The following is a 17,423-nucleotide window of genomic DNA, read 5'->3' as shown; positions in this document are numbered from 1 at the left end:
AAAAATTAATTATTAGAGAACATTATACTGCTTCCTTAGATCTAATGTATGCGGATATTCATTCATTGGCTCTTCTGCTGGTGGTGACATGGCACGAGGCACGTCGCCATTCGGGTAAAAAGAGCGCAATGCACTGAAGGCTGGCGGTGGAGATAGCGTGCCTTGAGTGAAGCCATGATCCCAGAAACGGTTAACGCGACGGGCTTCCGCTTCATTGCTATTGACCGGTACATTGTCATAGGTGCGTCCACCTGGGTGAGACACATGGTACGTACAACCGCCCACAGATAAACCATTCCATGTATCGATCAAATCAAATATGAGTGGCGTATCGGTTCCGAGTGTTGGGTGCAACGCAGATGGTGGCGCCCAAGCCTTGTAACGTACAGCACCCACATATTCGCCTTTACGACCTGTAGCGCGAATCGGCACGCGACGGCCATTACAGCTCAGTACATAGCGTCCATCGGTTAAGCCAGATAACTTCACCTGTAAACGTTCAACAGAAGAATCTACATAACGAGCGGTGCCCGAGCCGGTAATTTCTTCCCCTAGAACGTGCCAAGGCTCAATTGCCCAACGAAGCTCGATTTCCATGTCATCGATTTTTTGACGACCATAATGAGGGAAACGAAACTCTTCAAACGGTGCTAACCATTCTAATTTGAATGGGAAACCATGGCGCTGAAGATCTTCGACCACTTCTTTGACGTCTTGCCAAACAAAATGTGGCAGCATGAATTTGTCATGCAAGCTGGTGCCCCAACGAACCAAAGGTTTTTTGTACGGTTCTTTCCAGAAACGTGCGACTAAACAGCGCAACAACAGCATTTGCACGAGAGACATGTGCGGATGCGGCGGCATTTCAAAGCCACGGAATTCCAATAAACCTTGTCTACCACTGGCGCTGCCCGCTGCGTAAAGTTTATCGATACAAAATTCAGAGCGATGTGTGTTACCTGTGATATCGACCAGCAAGTTACGCATCAAGCGATCTACTAACCAAGGTTCTTCAACAAAACCAGAAGGCATGTTTTGGAAAGCGATTTCCATTTCATACAAGGCTTCATCGCGACCTTCATCTGGACGTGGTGCTTGACTGGTTGGGCCTATGAACATACCAGAGAAAAGATAAGACAAGCCGGGATGATGCTGCCAGAAGGTGACCAAACTTTGCAGTAACTCAGGGCGACGTAGCAGCGGACTGTCTGCCGGTGTACGGCCACCAAGCGTTACGTGATTACCACCGCCTGTGCCAGTATGACGACCATCCAGCATGAACTTCTCTGCACCTAGGCGAGAAAGATAGGCTTGGTGATACAGGGTTTCGGTATTGTGAACCAACTCTTTCCAGCTGGCTGCGGGGTGAATATTCACCTCGATAACGCCTGGGTCAGGAGTGATCAGAAATTTTTGCAGGCGTGGATCTTTTGGTGGTTCATAACCTTCGATCACAATAGGCAAATCCAGCGTTTTTGCTACGTCTTCAAGCTGTCCAAGTACATCAACAAAATGCTCAAGATGCGTCATTGGCGGCATGAAAATATGCAAGCGGCCATCACGCGGTTCGATACACAAGGTAGTGCGAATCACGTTTTTCAACGTTTTTTCTGGCGCTAAAGCAGGCTCGACAGCTGGTTTTTTAGCAAAATGCTGTTTGGCTACGCTGTCTAATACTGGGTTGTCTTTTTTGTTCGCCAAAGGTTGGCGAGGATCAAAGGGGTCTCGCTCAGGAATACGATCTTCTTCGGCTTGCGCTGGCAAAGAATTCAGTGGTAAACGATAACCCATTGGGCTGTCGCCAGGAATCAAGGTGATCACATCACTGCGCATTGGCCAGAGGGAGCTGTTCCAGCTATTTTGATAGCTATCAAACTCCAGCGGTAAGATAAAGCCTGTTGTCGTACTTAATCCTCGGCTCAGTAGCTTAGCGAGACGGCGTCGTTCTAAATCGTCTTTTAAATCGGCTTTGGTTGGATCCGCGTCCACAGGAAGGGATTGTTCCATCCATAAATAGTAAAGCGTGTCTTCATAAGTGCTTTGTAGATATTGCTTATCTAGGGCGAGCTTTTCACACAACAATTCCCCAAAGGCTTGCGCGTCTTTGATGGTGTGTTTGTAGTCTTTGTCTACGCGAGCCAAATATTTGGGGTCATTCCATAAGGCTTGGCCGTCGGTGCGCCAGAAACAACCCAGCGCCCAACGTGGCACTTCTTCACCCGGATACCATTTGCCTTGCCCATAATGGAGTAGGCCGTTAGCACCGAATTCTTGCTTCATTTTGATCAGTAAGTCTTTGGCTAACTTAAGTTTTTCTGCGCCCAATGCACCAGTGTTCCATTGTTCTGAATCCATGTCATCAATGGAGACAAAGGTTGGTTCACCGCCCATTGTTAAACGAACGTCGCCATCTTCAAGCTCTTTGTCGACCGCAAAACCAAGTGCCTTGATGGTTTCCCATTCACCTTCAGCGTACGGTTTGGTTACGCGCGGATCTTCGTGGATTCGCGTCACAATGTTGCTGTAACTAAATTCGCATTCACATTTATCTACAAAGCCGGTAATGGGCGCAGCGGATGCTGGCTCTGGTGTACAAGCTAGAGGAATGTGACCTTCGCCAGCAAATAAGCCAGAGGTTGGATCTAAGCCAACCCAGCCAGCGCCTGGCAAGAAAACTTCACACCAAGCATGTAAGTCGGTGAAATCTTCTTCTGGTCCGGATGGGCCATCGAGTGCTTTTACATCGGCCGTGAGCTGTACTAAATAGCCTGAGGCAAATCGAGCGGCTAAGCCTAAACTGCGCAGTATTTGAACCAGTAACCAAGAGGTATCACGGCAAGAACCTTTCTTTAAGGTTAGTGTTTCTTCGCAAGTTTGAACACCTGGCTCTAAACGAATTCCATAGCCAATTTCGGCCGCTAAACGGCTGTTGATGGAAACAAGAAAGTCATTAATTGGCACACTTTTGCGATCAACAGTGGATAGCCATTTGTCTAATAATGGACAGGATTCAGTAACTTGCAAATAGGGATCAAGTTCTTTTTTGAGTTCTTTTTTATAAGCAAACGGAAAGGTTTCCGCGTAGCTTTCAACAAAGAAATCAAACGGATTGATGACCGTCATGTCAGCAATCACTTCCACATAAAACTCTAATTTATTGGTTTTTTCAGGAAATACCAAGCGAGTTTGAAAGTTACCAAATGGGTCTTGTTGCACATTGATAAAATGCGTTTCAGGCAAGACTTTCAGAGAGTAGGCGTGAATTTTAGTGCGCGAATGGGCCGCAGGCTTTAGTCGTAAAACGTGGGGGGCCACGTTTACAAAGCGGTCAAACTCATAAGTAGTCTTGTGCTGTATTGCGACTCTAATGGTCATGCAGCGTCTCCTTGCCGAAAATGAAACCAGTTTTCGGTGATCTGGTGATTTATTTCAATGATGGCGATCTGTAGATCATTCAAATGATTGTGGAAATCCTCATCCAAATCTTCCGAACTAACCAGTGGATAATCGAATTCAAGAATTTTATCCACTTTGGCGGTAAGTAACCCTGCTCGTGGCAACTTTGTTGCGGCTTCGCCTATTTGTTTAAAGCAATACGCTAAGGTGCGTGGGAAGCAGGGATCGTTCATCAAAAACGTGGCGGCTTTTGCACCATTGATGGATGTTCTTACGGTGCGGCGATAATCCAAATAAGCACTCTGCGATTTGAGCACTTTTGACCAGGTCACTTGCCCGAGTTGTGTTCTCGCTTCCGGTTCGGATTTCAGCATCAGCGAAACGGCCGCATCAAGAATACGAGTGCCCATGTCAGCACGTTCTAAATAGCGTCCCATAATAAGAAAGTGCCAGCCAGAATCACGGCTCATGGCGCCAGCAAAGAGGCCGATGATTTTTTGGCAGCCCTCGATGATGGTATTTAAGAACAGATGACGTTCCGAACGGTTAATGCCTTGTTTAATGTTTTGCTGAGCATACAGATCGAGTTCGTTAATCAATTCCCATGTTTCTTTGGGTACCACATCGCGGGTTGTGCGAATGTTTTCGCGGACCATTTTTAATGATGACAGCATAGAGCTGGCATTTGTGTCATCCGCTAACAGGAATTTCACTACGTTGCGTTCGTCTTTTACTTTGTAGCGTTGTTCGAAAATTTCTTCGCCACTTAAAATCTCAATAAGATTGTACCAAGATACTTCTATGTCTTTTGGAAGATCGAAAAGTAGATCGTCATACACACTGACCAAACGGGCGGTGTTTTCAACGCGCTCCAAGTATCGGGCGCTCCAATATAAGCGTTCTGCGACTCTAGATAACATGATTACTGCCCCTTTGTTTCTACGATCCAAGTATCTTTACTACCACCACCTTGTGACGAATTAACGACCAAGGAACCTTTTTTCATGGCCACACGTGTGAGGCCGCCAGTGGTGACGTAGGTCTCCTTGGCTTGCAGGATAAAAGGACGCAGATCTAAGTGGCGAGGTTCTAAGACACCTTTGGAAACCAGTGTTGGTGCGGTGGATAATTTTAGTGTTGGCTGAGCAATATAATTACGAGGGTTTTTCGTAATCAATTCGGCAAACAAGGCTTGTTCTTTTTTGGTGGAATGTGGGCCAACTAGCATACCGTAGCCGCCGGATTCGTTGGCTGGTTTAACGACTAATTTATCAAGATTTTCTAACACATAAGCCCGCTGTTCTGGGTCATCGCACAAGAAGGTTTTGACATTCTTTAGAATTGGCTCTTCGTTTAGGTAGTAGCGGATAATTGCAGGTACATACGCGTATACGACTTTGTCATCGGCCACACCGGCGCCTGGTGCGTTAGCCAATGCCACATTGCCTGCTCGCCATGCGCGCATCAAACCTGCCACACCCAACACAGATTCAGGATCAAAGGCTTCAGGGTCGATAAATAAGTCGTCTATGCGACGATAAATGACATCCACACGTTCTGGACCGTCGATGGTTTTCATATAAACACAATCGTCGCTGTCGACAAACAGATCGCTGCCTTCGACCAACTCTGCTCCCATTTGCTGTGCCAAGAAAGCATGTTCAAAATAAGCGGAATTATAGATACCCGGTGTGAGTACAACGATTTCTGGGTTTTCTATGTTTCTGGGTGATAAAGCGGCTAAGGTGTCAAACAGTTGTGAGGTATAAGAGTCAACTGGCAGGATGGATTCGTTTTCAAACAATTCTGGCAGTACGCGTTTAGTAATAGCACGATTTTCTAACATGTAAGACACACCAGAAGGTACCCTTAGGTTGTCTTCTAATACAAAGAAGTCACCGTTTTCATCACGTACTAAATCCGTACCACAGATATGTGCCCAAACGCCATAGGCTGGCGATACGCCGACGCATTCAGGTCGAAAGTTTTTTGAGTCTTTAATAATGTGTTCTGGGATAATGCCGTCTTTGATGACGTTTTGATCGTGGTAGAGGTCGTTGATAAAAAGGTTTAGGGCGGTGAGTCGTTGTTTTAATCCTGCTTCTGCGATTTTCCAGTCTGAGGCTTCAATGGTTCGGGGAATGATGTCAAAGGGCCATGCTCTATCTATATTGCCTTCTTCTGTGTAGACCGTGAAGCTGATACCCATCTCTTGTATCGTCGCTTCGGCGGTGAGACGTCTTTTTTCGAGTTCATCTTCTGAGAGACTGTCTAGATATCCCAAGAGTTGTTTTGCTGGAGATCTTGGGGCGCCCTTGTCATCTATTAACTCATCAAAAAAATTAGATGACTGATAATGGCTCGTTAGTTTTTCCATGTATACCTCGTTCTCTTTATCAAGCCGGAGGTGGGTGCTTTAAATTTGCACATGATTGTGTGCCTTTTTTGTGCATCCGCCCCACATTGGGGAGACTTCTTCACTTTATAAGGTTAGACCCAGTGATATCGTTGTCTTTTTGTTAGGTCACGCATAGTGTTTTCGCACTACTGAGGGAATAAAGCAAGGATCGAGCCATAGTATTTGAAATTTTTTTTGCCCGTTAGGTTTTATTAAGCATGATATAGATCGGTTTTATTCCGCTTGAAATTCGCTAAGATGGCGCTCTGTAATTCATATAAATTTGTTATTTATAAAAAAAGGAAAGGTGTGTGGATCAGCTGAGTCATGTTGTGATTGCTGGGGCGGGGATTGGTGGTTTGTGTGCTGCATTGGCTCTGACTAAGCAGGGGAGGCAAGTGGTGGTCTGTGAGCAGGCCGCTACGCTTAGTGAAGTGGGGGCAGGTTTACAGATAAGCCCTAACGCCTTGAAAGTGTTACGACATTTGGGTTTAGAGGATGAATTACGACCTTTTGCTTTTGTGCCGGAATATGCAGCGATCCGTGACTATAAAACGGGTGAATACTATCTTAAATCACCTCTAGGGACTTCGGCAGAAAGTCGTTATGGCGCGCCTTATTGGCACTTGCATCGCGCAGATTTACACCGAGTTCTTGTAGAAGCTTGTTTACAAGCGGGTGTGGAGTTGGTCCTAAATGCTGCGGTGGTTAGTTATCGCGAGAACCTCGAGCGTCAGCCAGTCAGTTTGTTGCTCGAAGATGGTCGTGTGTTCAGCGCTGATTTGTTAATTGGTGCAGATGGTATTCGTTCAAAAGTACGCGAGCAAATGTTAGGGCAAGAGCGTCCAACTTTTATGGGGCAAGTTGCTTGGCGTGGGGTGATTCCAGTGAGTGATCTGACTGTTGATGTGAAGCCTGATGCCTGTGTGTGGGCAGGACCAGGCCGTCATTTTGTCAGTTATTACCTGCGTGGCGGTGATTATGTGAATTTTGTCGCTGTGGAAGAGCGAAGTGATTGGTTGTCAGAGTCATGGCGCGAAGAGGGTAATGTTGACGAGTTAAAGCGAGCGTTTGCTGGCTGGCATCCCGAAGTAAGCGAATTACTTCAATCTGCACGCAGCACGTTTTTATGGGCATTAAATGGTCGTGAGCCATTGTCAACCTGGCATCAAGGTCGAGTTGTTTTATTAGGTGATGCTTGTCATCCAATGTTGCCTTTTATGGCGCAAGGCGCGGCGATGGCGATTGAAGATGGTTATGTTTTGGCAAAATGCCTGTCTCGCCATAGCTTGAAAGATGCTTTGTTTCAATATGAACACTTACGCAAACCCAGAGCGACTAAAATTCAGCAAATGTCGAAAGCTAATGCCGGCTTATATCACATGCATGGGGACGTGCTTGGTAGGATGAAATTGACTGCGCTCCAAGTCGCTGGCCGATTTGTTCCTAATGTTATCCAATCTAAGTTAGATACCGTGTATGGTTATGATGTCACTGAAGTTTGAGATGGATTTGATGATAAATATGTAAGAAAAAAGTCTATTTTGTTGTTTTATGCACTACACTTTTACTTTGAGTTGTAATCATTTATTGTAATTAAGCCGCTGACGGTTGTTTTGTCGTGTAGCTTATTTTTTTATGAATTAAACAATGAATTTAAACGCGAAGGGATTGTGTCCTATGATTGTTCTCTCGGTACTCTTTTGGGCTATTGGTTTAGCTTTGCTAGTGGGTGGTGGCTGGCTAGTGTCACTTGGTGGCAGTCTCTATTATGTTATTGCTGGTGTGGCATTTATTGCCGTTGCTTTATTGTTAAAAAAACGCAGTAAATCCGCCAATTTTTTATATGCTTTGTTGTTAATTGGTACCTTGATTTGGTCGATTACTGAGTCAGGTTTAAGCTGGTGGCCTCTTGCAACGCGTATGGGGCTTTTCTTAGTTCTCGCTATTCCGCTCTTACTCATGGCGTATTTTAAACACCGTGGTGGTAGTCGTTTTTTACTTCCCGTTTGGATCGCGACGGCTTTAGTGACGCTATCTCCTTTGTTCATGGCGTCACCAACAACACTCGAAGGTCAAATGACACGTTCTGTCACTATGTCTGATGCCGATATGGGGGATGTCAATCAGGGAGAGTGGAACGCCTATGGACGTAGTAATTTGGGGCAGCGTTTTTCTCCTCTAAGTCAAATTACGCCAGACAATGCAAATCAGCTTCAGTTAGCGTGGCAATATCAGACTGGTGATAAAAAAGGGCCAAAGGATATTGGCGAGACAACGTACGAAGCAACTCCGCTAAAATTGGCGAATGCCCTTTATGTTTGTACTCCACATAACTGGCTTGTGGCATTGGATGCCGATACCGGAGAGGAGCAATGGGTATACGATGCAAAAGTGCCTGCTGACAGTCAGCGTCAACACCAGACTTGTCGCGGTGTGTCTTACTTACCACCGTCTAATGTGGATACGCTTCCACCTGTACAAAAAGCGTCTGTTCCTGCAGAAAGTCTAAATAGTATGCAGTGTGACGCCCAATTGTTCTTACCAACGTCCGATGCGCGTCTTATAGCCGTAGATCCAACGACGGGGGCCCGTTGTGCGAACTTTGCTGACAATGGTGTCTTGGATTTAATGCACAACATGCCGTTTAAACAGTCAGGTTATTATTACTCTACGTCGCCACCATTGGTTGCTGGTGGCGTGGTGATTGTTGCAGGGTCCGTCAATGATAACTACGATATTAATTCTCCCTCTGGTGTGATTCGCGCTTACGATGTAAAAACGGGGGCATTAAAGTGGAACTGGGATTCTGGAAACCCTGATGATACAGCGCCAATTGGCACGGATGATGTGTATGCGACGAGGCTCGCCAAATAGTTGGTCGGTGGCCAGTGCGGATGAAAAATTAGGATTAGCGTATTTCCCCATGGGTAATCGTACGCCGGATCAGTTGGGCATGTACCGTAGTCCAGCAGAAGAAAAATACGCTACCTCTGTGGTGGCGTTAAGTTTAGAAACCGGCCAAGTGTCTTGGGTGCAACAGTTTGTTCACCATGATTTGTGGGACATGGACACACCTGCGCAACCTTCTTTATTGGATTTAGATACCCCATCAGGCAAGCAGCCTGCTTTGGTTGTTCCGACAAAGCAGGGGGATGTGTATGTGTTGAATCGAGCCACTGGTGAACCGATTTTTCCAATAACCGAAGAGCCAGCACCGCAAGGCGCGATTCCTGGTGACTATACGGCGCCAACTCAGCCCACTTCAGCACTGTCTTTTAAACCAGCCGATTTAACCGAAGCGGATATGTGGGGGGCGACACCGTTAGATCAGTTATTGTGTCGTATTGAATTTAAACAGCTGCGTTATGAAGGGCGTTATACGCCACCTTCAGAGCAAGGGTCTATTGTCTATCCTGGCAATTTTGGTGTGTTTAATTGGGGCAGCATTGCAGTTGATCCGAAGCGTCAACAAATGTTCGGGATGCCTTTGTATCTCGCGTTTACATCGACTCTAGTACCAAAAGCGGACTTAGATTTGAGTGAAACAAACAAAGGTGAACAAGGCGTGAACTCTAACGATGGTGCCAATTTTGCCGTTCAGTTAAAACCTTTTTTATCTCCTTTGGGCGTTCCTTGTCAGCAACCACCATGGGGTTATGTGGCTGGTGCCGATCTTAAAACTGGCAAGACTGTTTGGAAGCACAAAAACGGTACCATTGAAGATATGACACCATTGAAGCTGCCAATAGAAATGGGTATGCCCGGCATTGGTGGCCCAGTAATTACTGATGGTGGGGTTGTCTTTATGGCCGCGGCGGTTGATAACTACTTGCGAGCCTATGACATGGCTACGGGCGAGGAGTTATGGAAAGGCCGTTTACCTGCCGGTGGGCAAGCTACACCCATGACTTACTTGAACAGCAAGGGGGAGCAGATGGTGGTTCAGGTAGCTGGCGGGCACGGGTCTATTGGTACAACCATTGGCGACTATGTGGTTGCATACAAACTTAAAAAATAGCTTTTTCGCTATCACTTTTTTCGATTGTTAGCCGTATTTAATGACGACTTAGCCCAGTGTGAATGAGTCAAATGGATGACTGGTTGATACTGGGCTTTTTATGTCAAAAGCATATATCTGTTTGGTATAATGAATTTTAAATTTAATCTTTTTTGTTATAATGTTTGGTAACAACGACATCGCGATTTATTATTAGTCTCATGCATGACTTTTTACTATCATTCGCGCCTTCTTCCCTAAGATCACAAGTCACAGGGCTAACTCAATCTGGAATCCTCAGACGATATGACTTCTAAATCTCCTTTGGCACTGTTGCCACTGTTACTTTTTCTTATTCTTTTTGTTGGTAGTGGCCTTTGGTATCAGTCCGAAGGTGTAGACTTTGCCTTTTATCAGATCTCTGCCCCCGTCGCGATTTTGCCTGCGATAGCCTTGGCTATATTGTTGGGTAAAGGGCATTTTAATCAGCGTATTGAAACTTTTATTAATGGTGTGGGTGATAACACCATTATTACTATGATCCTGATTTATTTGTTGGCTGGTGCCTTTGCTAGTGTCGCAAAAAGTGTGGGTGGTGTGGATGCCACCGTCAATTTCGGTTTAAGTGTCGTGCCTCCAGCCTTATTGTTGCCGGGTTTATTTGTGATTACCGCGTTTGTGGCGACTTCGATGGGAACGTCCATGGGAACGATCGCCGCGATTGCTCCCATCGCGATTGGTGTAGCGGAAGCGGCAGATTTACCTTTGTTACTGACGGTTGGTACTGTGATTGGCGGCGCTATGTTTGGTGACAATTTGTCGATTATTTCAGATACCACCATCGCGGCGACGAGAACGCAAGGCTGTGATATGCGTGATAAATTCCGCATGAATTTTAAGATTGCCTTACCTGCAGCATTGGTGACATTAGTGTGGTTGTTTTTCCAAGGCAGTCATGCGCAGATCGCTGATATTCAAGATTATGATCTCATTCGAGTTTTGCCTTATGTTGTAGTACTAGGCCTAGCAATCGCTGGTGTGAACGTCATGTTGGTTTTGTTCAGCGGGATTATTTTGGCGGGGGGATTGGTTTGACTATGGAGGCCGATTACACAGTGGCTTCTTGGTCTTCTGATATTTATGCTGGTTACACTGGTATGCAGGAAATTTTGATTCTTTCGCTATTGATTGGTGGTCTTGCCGCTTTAATGAAATCTCAAGGTGGTTTAGCATGGCTAGTGGGTGCGATTGAGCGTATTAGTCGTATACTAGGTGCCAAAGCTGGCTCAACACGAGCGGGAGAATTGAGCATCAGTGCTGCCGTCGCGTTAACCAATTTATGCACGGCGAACAATACGGTGTCTATTTTAATCAACGGTTCTGTCGCAAAAAATATCGCTGAACGCTACAATGTGGATCCAAGACGCAGTGCCAGCTTGCTCGATATTTTCTCATGTGTGGTACAAGGTGTTTTACCTTATGGTGCGCAAATATTGCTAGCCTCTTCTTTGGCGGCGGTTTCTCCTTTTGCTTTGATTGGTTATGTTCAGTACAGCTGGTTGTTGGCTGTTGCTGCTTTGATTTCTATTGTGATCGCTTGGCCTAAAGGCGCAAAATAGACTTTCTTAAAGGGTAAATAATCCTTTTCAAAGCCCGCTAATCTAGTCTTTTTGTACTAGGTGTGCGGGCTTTTTTGTGTTGTCTAATGTTAGTACGTTTTATTTTATAAGGAAGATGTTTGAAACAGGTTACTCATATAAAAGCTGAGCTTATTTTGGTATTTGTGACCATTCTTGCTGGTTTTGGCTGGATATTTTCGAAAGAAGCATTGGCCGGTTTGCCACCGCTGTTTTTTATGGGTGTGCGTTTTATTATTGCCGGTTTCGTATTATTTTTAGCAGGGCAAAAATATTTTCGAGGTCTAGACTGGCAAGACGTTAAGCAGGCCAGTTTGGTCGGCATGGTAATGGGCATTACCATGATGTTTTGGGTAACGGGATTGGATCAAGGTTCTAATCTTGGTGTGGGCGCTTTTATTACCAGTCTTGGTGTGGTGCTCGTTCCCGTAGTTGCACGGTTTATGTTTGGCGCTAGGCCGCCTTTGAGCATTTGGGTTGCTCTGCCAGTGGCGATTATTGGACTTGGTTTTTTGGCACTCAATAACGGTTTAGACTTTGAATTTGCGCATTTGTATTTTTTGGGGGCTGCCCTAGGGTCAGCTTTACAATTGAACTTATTGTCGCGTTTTTCAATGCGTATGCACGCATTAGTTCTGACGGCTATTCAATTAAGTGTGGCAGGGTGTTTGCTACTGTTTCTTTCTTTGTTAACAGAAACCTTACCACACAGCATTAGTATTGAGGTCGCAGGTTGGTTTTTGGCAAGTACCTTGATTGCTAGCAGTTTACGATTTTTATTGCAGACTTATGGGATGAGTTTGACGCCTGTCAGTCATGCTGCGGTGATTATGAATTTAGAGCCTGTATGGACCGCTATTTTCGCTGTATTTTGGTTTAGCGAGTCTATGGGGGGCGGTCAGGTGATTGGTTGTTTACTGATCTTTATTGCCATGATAGTGAGCCGTTGGCCACAAATTAGAGCAATTTTTAAACCTCATTAATTAAATGTTGTCAGGTAAAATAATATCCAATGTTTGGCGATAAATTTGTTGCATTTCCTCATTGAAAGGTCTTGTTTGGAAATCCCAGCGGACCAGTAATCCTTCTGTCAGTGTCACTAGCATTTCAATTCGTGCAATAGCCTCGCTTTTGGTGATGGTTGGATAGCGTGATTGTAAAATACCCACAGCTCTGTTTTGTAAGCGGTTGTGGGATTCTACGTAGATTTCAGCAATGACAGGGTTTCGAGTGGCTTCGGCTTGAATTTCTGCATGCATCACTCTCATGTTATGAGTTTCTTGATTTTCCTCAGAAAAATGACGATTTAACCAATCTTTTTTGTCCAGAAAAGAGGCCATAAACTGTAATCGTTTTTGTGTAAACTGTTCGACGAGCCTCACGAATAATGTCGTCTTTGTGGGCAAAATAGCGGTAAATTTGCCCTACACTTAATCCTGCGGATTTAGCAATTTCGCTCATACTTGCTTTATGGAAGCCTTTTGTTAGTGCGTGTTGTTCCGTGGCATCAATAATGCATTGTTTCCGTTGGGCGCTGTCATAGGGTAATTTATTAGTTCTCATTTATTTGCACGTTTTGTCATATATTAGGTATATAGCTTATATTATAGTGCTAGCGAATGATCATTCTCAATGTTTCAAAAGGAAGTCTCCTCAATGTTGTCTAGATTTAAATATGCTTCAAGTGTGCTGCTTGTTCTGTTGTTGGCTGGTTGTCAGGAGGAGGCGCCTAAGTCTGCTGTTGCACCATCCCCACCGAAAGTTCAAGTGGGTATTGTGACTATCGAACCCCAAAAGATAGATTTAATCACGGAACTGCCTGGCCGAACTACGTCTAGCTTGGTTGCGGAGATTCGCCCACAAGTGGGGGGTATCGTAAAAAAGCGTTTTTTTGAAGAAGGTCAAGATGTTAAGACTGGAGATTTGCTTTATGAGCTAGATGATTCCACTTATATTTCTTCCTACAAGCAAGCACAGGCTGATTTAGAATCTGCCAACGCCAGCCTAAAGTCCGCGCAGCTAAAATATGAGCGTTACACGCAATTGCGCAAGCAAAATAACGTGTCTCAGCAAGATCTTGATGATGCGCAAGTAGCTTTTTTAGAAGCAACAGCTAAACAAAAAGGCTCAGAAGCCGCACTAGAAAGTGCCAAAATTAATCTCGATTATACCAAAATTCGTTCGCCTATTGATGGCCGCATCGGTATTTCGCAAGTAACGGTTGGCGCATTGGTAACAGGCAGTCAAGCGACGGTAATGACGACAGTACGTTCATTGGATCCAATCTTTGTTGACTTGGCGCAAACCAGTTTGGATCAGCTTAAACAGCGCACTTTTTTGGCATTAGATGATGTTGAAAAGGGTTCTAATAAGGTTGCTTTGTTGTTGGAAGATGGCACCAAATATCAAGATCAAGGTACATTAAAAGCACGAGAAGTCAGTGTGGATGAATCGACAGGCAGTGTCACACTTCGTGCGGAGTTTCCTAACCCTGACAACTTGTTGCTTCCTGGCATGTTTGTGCGTGGTTTGATCCATGAATTGACTCATAATGCTGCACTTTTGGTACCACAGCAGGGCGTTTCTAGAGATGTAAAAGGCAATCCCATTGCGTATGTGGTCAATGCGAACAATGTAATAGAAAGCCGAATTCTGACTGTAGAAAGAACAGTAGATAACCAGTGGTTAGTCACGGAAGGTATTAAGGCGGGTGATAAAGTCGTTGTTGAAGGGTCGTCAAAAATCAGATCGGGAAGTGAGGTGACCACGGTAAATATGAAGCGTGATAGTCAAACTGGCGCGATTGTTGCCGACAACTCGAATGGCTCTTCAGCCCAAGGGAACTAATCTATGTTTGCGCAATTTTTTATTAATCGTCCGGTCTTCGCATGGGTTATCTCCATTGCGATCATGTTGGCAGGCCTTGCGTCCATTTTGAACCTGCCGATTGCTCAATATCCAAACGTAGCGCCACCTACTATTAGTATTTCGGCGACTTATTCTGGTGCTTCTGCTGAAACGGTTGAGAACAGTGTGACGCAAATACTGGAGCAACAGCTTACCGGCTTAGACGGCTTGTTGTATTTTTCTTCCTCAAGCAGTTCTAGCGGTCGTACCAGTATCAATGTGACCTTTGAGCAAGGTACGGATGCGGATATTGCTCAAGTTCAAGTGCAAAACAAAATACAGCAAATCACCTCGAATCTGCCCGATTCAGTGCAGCAAAATGGCGTGACTGTAAAAAAATCGAACTCAGATTTTTTGCTGGTTGCGGCCATTTATGATGAAACAGACCAAGACACTGCGAATGATATTTCGGATTTTTTGGTTTCGACAGTTCAAGATCCCGTTTCCCGTGTGAATGGGGTCGGTAGTATTCAGGTGTTTGGTGCGGAATATGCCATGCGCATATGGTTAGACCCGCTGAAATTAGCGTCTTATAAACTAATGCCTTCTGACATATCGTCTGCCATTAGTGCCCAAAATACTCAAGTCGCAGCGGGTAGCCTAGGAGCTTACCCTATTGTGCAAGGGCAAGAATTAAACGTTACCGTCACGGCACAGTCTAAGTTGCAAACAGTTGAGCAATTTAACAATATTATTCTAGCGTATGATGATAGCGGTGCTACGGTTCGTTTAAGTGATGTGGCTCGAGTCGAATTAGGCAGTGAGTCTTATGGCTATATTCCACGTTTGAACGGTCATCCGGCTTCAGGTATGGCGGTTATGCTGGCTCCTGGAGCGAATGCGCTGTCTACTTCTGAGGCGGTTAAAAAAGTATTAAATGGTTTGTCTGGTAGTTTACCAGATGGCTATAAGCTTTCGTATCCGGTTGATAATACTAGCTTTATTCGTATCTCTATTGAAGAGGTAGTGAAAACACTGTTTGAAGCTATTTTGTTAGTTGTTATCGTCATGTTCATTTTTTTGCAGAATTGGCGTGCAACATTAATACCGGCGATTGCCGTGCCTGTTGTTCTTTTGGGTACATTTGGTATTTTAGAACTATTTGGCTTCTCCATTAATACACTCACTATGTTTGGTATTGTTTTGTCCATCGGTTTGCTGGTGGACGATGCGATCGTTGTGGTTGAGAACGTCGAACGAGTAATGGAAGAAGATAAATTGTCTCCCAAAGAGGCAACGATAAAATCGATGAAAGAGATTACCAGTGCCTTGATTGGTATTGCGGTTGTCTTGTCTGCGGTGTTTTTGCCTATGGCCTTCTTTAGTGGTTCCACTGGGGTGATTTATCGCCAGTTCTCCATCACTATCGTTGCGGCAATGACTTTGTCTGTTTTGGTTGCATTAACCTTGACGCCAGCTCTATGTGCCACCTTCTTAAAAGCTAATCATGAAACAGCTAAAAAAGGTTTAGGTGCTTGGTTTAACCGTAATTTTGATCGTGCAACAGGGAAATATTTTAGTGGTGTTAATCGCATTATTAAGAAGCCTGTTCGTTGGATGCTAGGTTACGGCATTATTGTGGCTGGCTTAAGTGGTTTAATGATGACCTTACCGTCTGGTTTCTTGCCAACGGAAGATCAGGGCCGTGTCATGGTGATGGTGTCTTTGCCTGAAGGTGCCTCCATGTCTCGTACTGACAAAGTGATGCGAGAAGTGGAAAGCTACTTTTTGGAAAAAGAAAAAAATAATGTAAGCGCCATCTTCACTATTTCTGGTTTTAACTTTATGGGCAGCGGACAAAATGCCGGTATGGCATTTGTTGCCTTAAAAGATTGGAGCGAGCGTGTTGGACCAGAAAACAGTGCTGGTGCGATTGTTGGCCGTTCATACGGTGCGTTTGCTGGGCTGCGAGATGCGAGAATTTTTTCGTTGATACCGCCATCTATTCAAGGGTTAGGGCAAAGTAGTGGTTTCACTTTCCAGCTACAAGCAACGGGTAACACTGACCGAGCCACCTTATTGGAAATGCGTGATGCGCTATTGCAAAACGCCAACACTAGCCCTCTGTTGATCGGTGTTCGTCTTGGTTCTGATTCAGAGGCACCACAGCTGCATATTGATATTGACCAAGAAAAAGCCTCGGCACTCGGTTTGTCTTTGTCGGACATCAGCTCAACATTAAGTAGCGCATGGGCAGGCTCTTATGTAAATGACTTCATTGATCGTGGACGAGTCAAAACTGTTTATATGCAAGGTGATGCGCAATACCGTTCTTCCCCTGAGGATCTACAACATTGGTATGTACGTGGTAGTGGTAACACCATGACGCCGTTTTCGGCATTTGCTAAGAGTGAATGGACTTACGGACCAAAAAGTTTAACGCGTTTCAATGGATTAGCTTCTTATGAAATCCAAGGTTCAGGAGCCGATGGGGTGAGTTCGGGGGCCGCAATGGATGAGTTGCAGCGTATTTCTGACGATTTGCCAGCTGGTGTAACTGGCGCGTGGAGTGGTCTGTCTTATCAAGAGCGATTATCAAGCGGACAAACTCAAATACTCTATGGGATTTCTATCCTAGTTGTGTTTTTGTGTCTTGCGGCTCTATATGAAAGTTGGACAGTGCCATTCTCGGTGATATTGGTGATACCGCTTGGTGTCATTGGGTCGGCAGCAGCAGCGCATTTACGTGGTTTGGAAAACGATGTGTATTTCCAAGTGGCTCTGTTAACGACCATTGGTCTATCGTCGAAAAACGCGATATTGATCGTTGAGTTTGCGGAAGCGGCTTACCGTCGAGGGTTGAACGTATGGGATGCAGCTGCTCAAGCGGCTCGTTTACGGTTACGTCCGATTATTATGACGTCGATGGCATTCATGGTAGGAACACTGCCGTTGGCCTTGTCTTCTGGCGCTGGCGCCAACAGTCGAATCTCGATTGGTTCGGGTATTGTGGGTGGTACATTAACCGCAACTGTGTTGGCGATTTTCTTTGTGCCACTGTTCTTTGTTGTGGTGCGACGTATTTTTCCTAAGCGTCCTGATGGTTTGGTTGAGTCAAAGAATATCGATTGATTTTTTGACTGTA

General features: G+C 45.1%; 11 protein-coding genes and 1 pseudogene. 7 read left to right on the top strand and 5 right to left on the bottom strand.

All coding sequences use genetic code 11. The features are described from left to right. Positions 1–12 precede the first annotated feature (12 nt). From AC0L6V_RS12790 to AC0L6V_RS12780, 3 genes are read right to left on the bottom strand one after another with little or no spacing between them, the layout of a single operon-like run. Positions 13–3,375, bottom strand: coding sequence for a transglutaminase family protein (locus AC0L6V_RS12790; protein WP_418138328.1), 3,363 nt, complete (start codon positions 3,373–3,375; stop codon positions 13–15). Continuing rightward, on the bottom strand, positions 3,372–4,316 hold the full coding sequence (locus AC0L6V_RS12785) for an alpha-E domain-containing protein (RefSeq protein WP_265218349.1): 945 nt from the start codon (positions 4,314–4,316) through the stop codon (positions 3,372–3,374). The genes AC0L6V_RS12790 and AC0L6V_RS12785 overlap by 4 nt, the downstream gene beginning before the upstream one ends. A 2-nt stretch (positions 4,317–4,318) precedes the next feature. Beyond that, entirely contained in the window at positions 4,319–5,773 is a 1,455-nt protein-coding gene (locus AC0L6V_RS12780; protein ID WP_265218350.1) for a circularly permuted type 2 ATP-grasp protein, read from the bottom strand. Positions 5,774–6,105: 332 nt separating this feature from the next. Between AC0L6V_RS12780 and AC0L6V_RS12775 the strand changes: the two genes are divergently transcribed. From AC0L6V_RS12775 to AC0L6V_RS12755, 5 genes and pseudogenes are all read left to right on the top strand, one after another. Beyond that, positions 6,106–7,299, top strand: a complete 1,194-nt coding sequence (locus AC0L6V_RS12775) for an FAD-dependent monooxygenase (protein ID WP_265218351.1) — start codon at positions 6,106–6,108, stop codon at positions 7,297–7,299. A gap of 175 nt (positions 7,300–7,474) precedes the next feature. Then, the gene (locus tag AC0L6V_RS12770) at positions 7,475–8,671 is read left to right on the top strand and encodes a PQQ-binding-like beta-propeller repeat protein (protein ID WP_418138327.1); all 1,197 of its coding nucleotides are present in this window, start codon (positions 7,475–7,477) and stop codon (positions 8,669–8,671) included. Continuing rightward, the gene (locus AC0L6V_RS12765) at positions 8,649–9,815 is read left to right on the top strand and encodes an outer membrane protein assembly factor BamB family protein (RefSeq protein WP_418138326.1); all 1,167 of its coding nucleotides are present in this window, start codon (positions 8,649–8,651) and stop codon (positions 9,813–9,815) included. Before AC0L6V_RS12770 ends, AC0L6V_RS12765 begins: the two co-directional genes overlap by 23 nt. Before the next feature lie 285 nt (positions 9,816–10,100). Then, positions 10,101–11,413: pseudogene (locus AC0L6V_RS12760) on the top strand (Na+/H+ antiporter NhaC family protein). 119 nt (positions 11,414–11,532) lie between these two features. After that, positions 11,533–12,414 carry a DMT family transporter gene (locus AC0L6V_RS12755; protein WP_265218353.1) on the top strand — a complete coding sequence of 294 codons (882 nt, stop codon included), beginning with the start codon at positions 11,533–11,535 and terminating at the stop codon, positions 12,412–12,414. Here AC0L6V_RS12755 and AC0L6V_RS12750 read toward each other — a convergent pair whose 3' ends face one another. After that, positions 12,415–12,699: a hypothetical protein gene (locus AC0L6V_RS12750; protein ID WP_418138325.1), complete on the bottom strand. Its 285-nt coding sequence runs from the start codon at positions 12,697–12,699 to the stop codon at positions 12,415–12,417. A 22-nt stretch (positions 12,700–12,721) separates the two neighbouring features. Further along, a complete protein-coding gene (locus tag AC0L6V_RS12745; protein ID WP_418138324.1) occupies positions 12,722–12,994 on the bottom strand; it encodes a TetR/AcrR family transcriptional regulator in 273 nt (90 codons plus the stop codon). 93 nt (positions 12,995–13,087) lie between these two features. On the opposite strand from AC0L6V_RS12745, the gene AC0L6V_RS12740 reads away from it, so the two are divergent. Both AC0L6V_RS12740 and AC0L6V_RS12735 read left to right on the top strand, forming a co-directional pair. Next, positions 13,088–14,278, top strand: a complete 1,191-nt coding sequence (locus tag AC0L6V_RS12740; protein ID WP_409418611.1) for an efflux RND transporter periplasmic adaptor subunit — start codon at positions 13,088–13,090, stop codon at positions 14,276–14,278. Positions 14,279–14,281: 3 nt separating this feature from the next. Then, the gene (locus tag AC0L6V_RS12735; protein ID WP_265218357.1) at positions 14,282–17,410 is read left to right on the top strand and encodes an efflux RND transporter permease subunit; all 3,129 of its coding nucleotides are present in this window, start codon (positions 14,282–14,284) and stop codon (positions 17,408–17,410) included. Positions 17,411–17,423: the final 13 nt, after the last annotated feature.

The sequence above is a fragment of the Marinomonas sp. G8-14 genome, from assembly GCF_055808935.1.
Note: the sequence above shows the minus strand (reverse complement) of the source record. Positions and strands in the feature narration are given on the sequence as shown.

Excerpts from the sequence above, each read along its gene's own strand:
- AC0L6V_RS12785 (WP_265218349.1), bottom strand. The coding sequence starts at position 4,316 with ATGTTATCTAGAGTCGCAGAACGCTTATATTGGAGCGCCCGATACTTG.
- AC0L6V_RS12740 (WP_409418611.1), top strand. The coding sequence starts at position 13,088 with ATGTTGTCTAGATTTAAATATGCTTCAAGTGTGCTGCTTGTTCTGTTG.
- AC0L6V_RS12735 (WP_265218357.1), top strand. The coding sequence starts at position 14,282 with ATGTTTGCGCAATTTTTTATTAATCGTCCGGTCTTCGCATGGGTTATC.
- AC0L6V_RS12770 (WP_418138327.1), top strand. The coding sequence starts at position 7,475 with ATGATTGTTCTCTCGGTACTCTTTTGGGCTATTGGTTTAGCTTTGCTA.
- AC0L6V_RS12790 (WP_418138328.1), bottom strand. The coding sequence starts at position 3,375 with ATGACCATTAGAGTCGCAATACAGCACAAGACTACTTATGAGTTTGAC.
- AC0L6V_RS12745 (WP_418138324.1), bottom strand. The coding sequence starts at position 12,994 with ATGAGAACTAATAAATTACCCTATGACAGCGCCCAACGGAAACAATGC.
- AC0L6V_RS12750 (WP_418138325.1), bottom strand. The coding sequence starts at position 12,699 with ATGAGAGTGATGCATGCAGAAATTCAAGCCGAAGCCACTCGAAACCCT.
- AC0L6V_RS12765 (WP_418138326.1), top strand. The coding sequence starts at position 8,649 with ATGCGACGAGGCTCGCCAAATAGTTGGTCGGTGGCCAGTGCGGATGAA.
- AC0L6V_RS12780 (WP_265218350.1), bottom strand. The coding sequence starts at position 5,773 with ATGGAAAAACTAACGAGCCATTATCAGTCATCTAATTTTTTTGATGAG.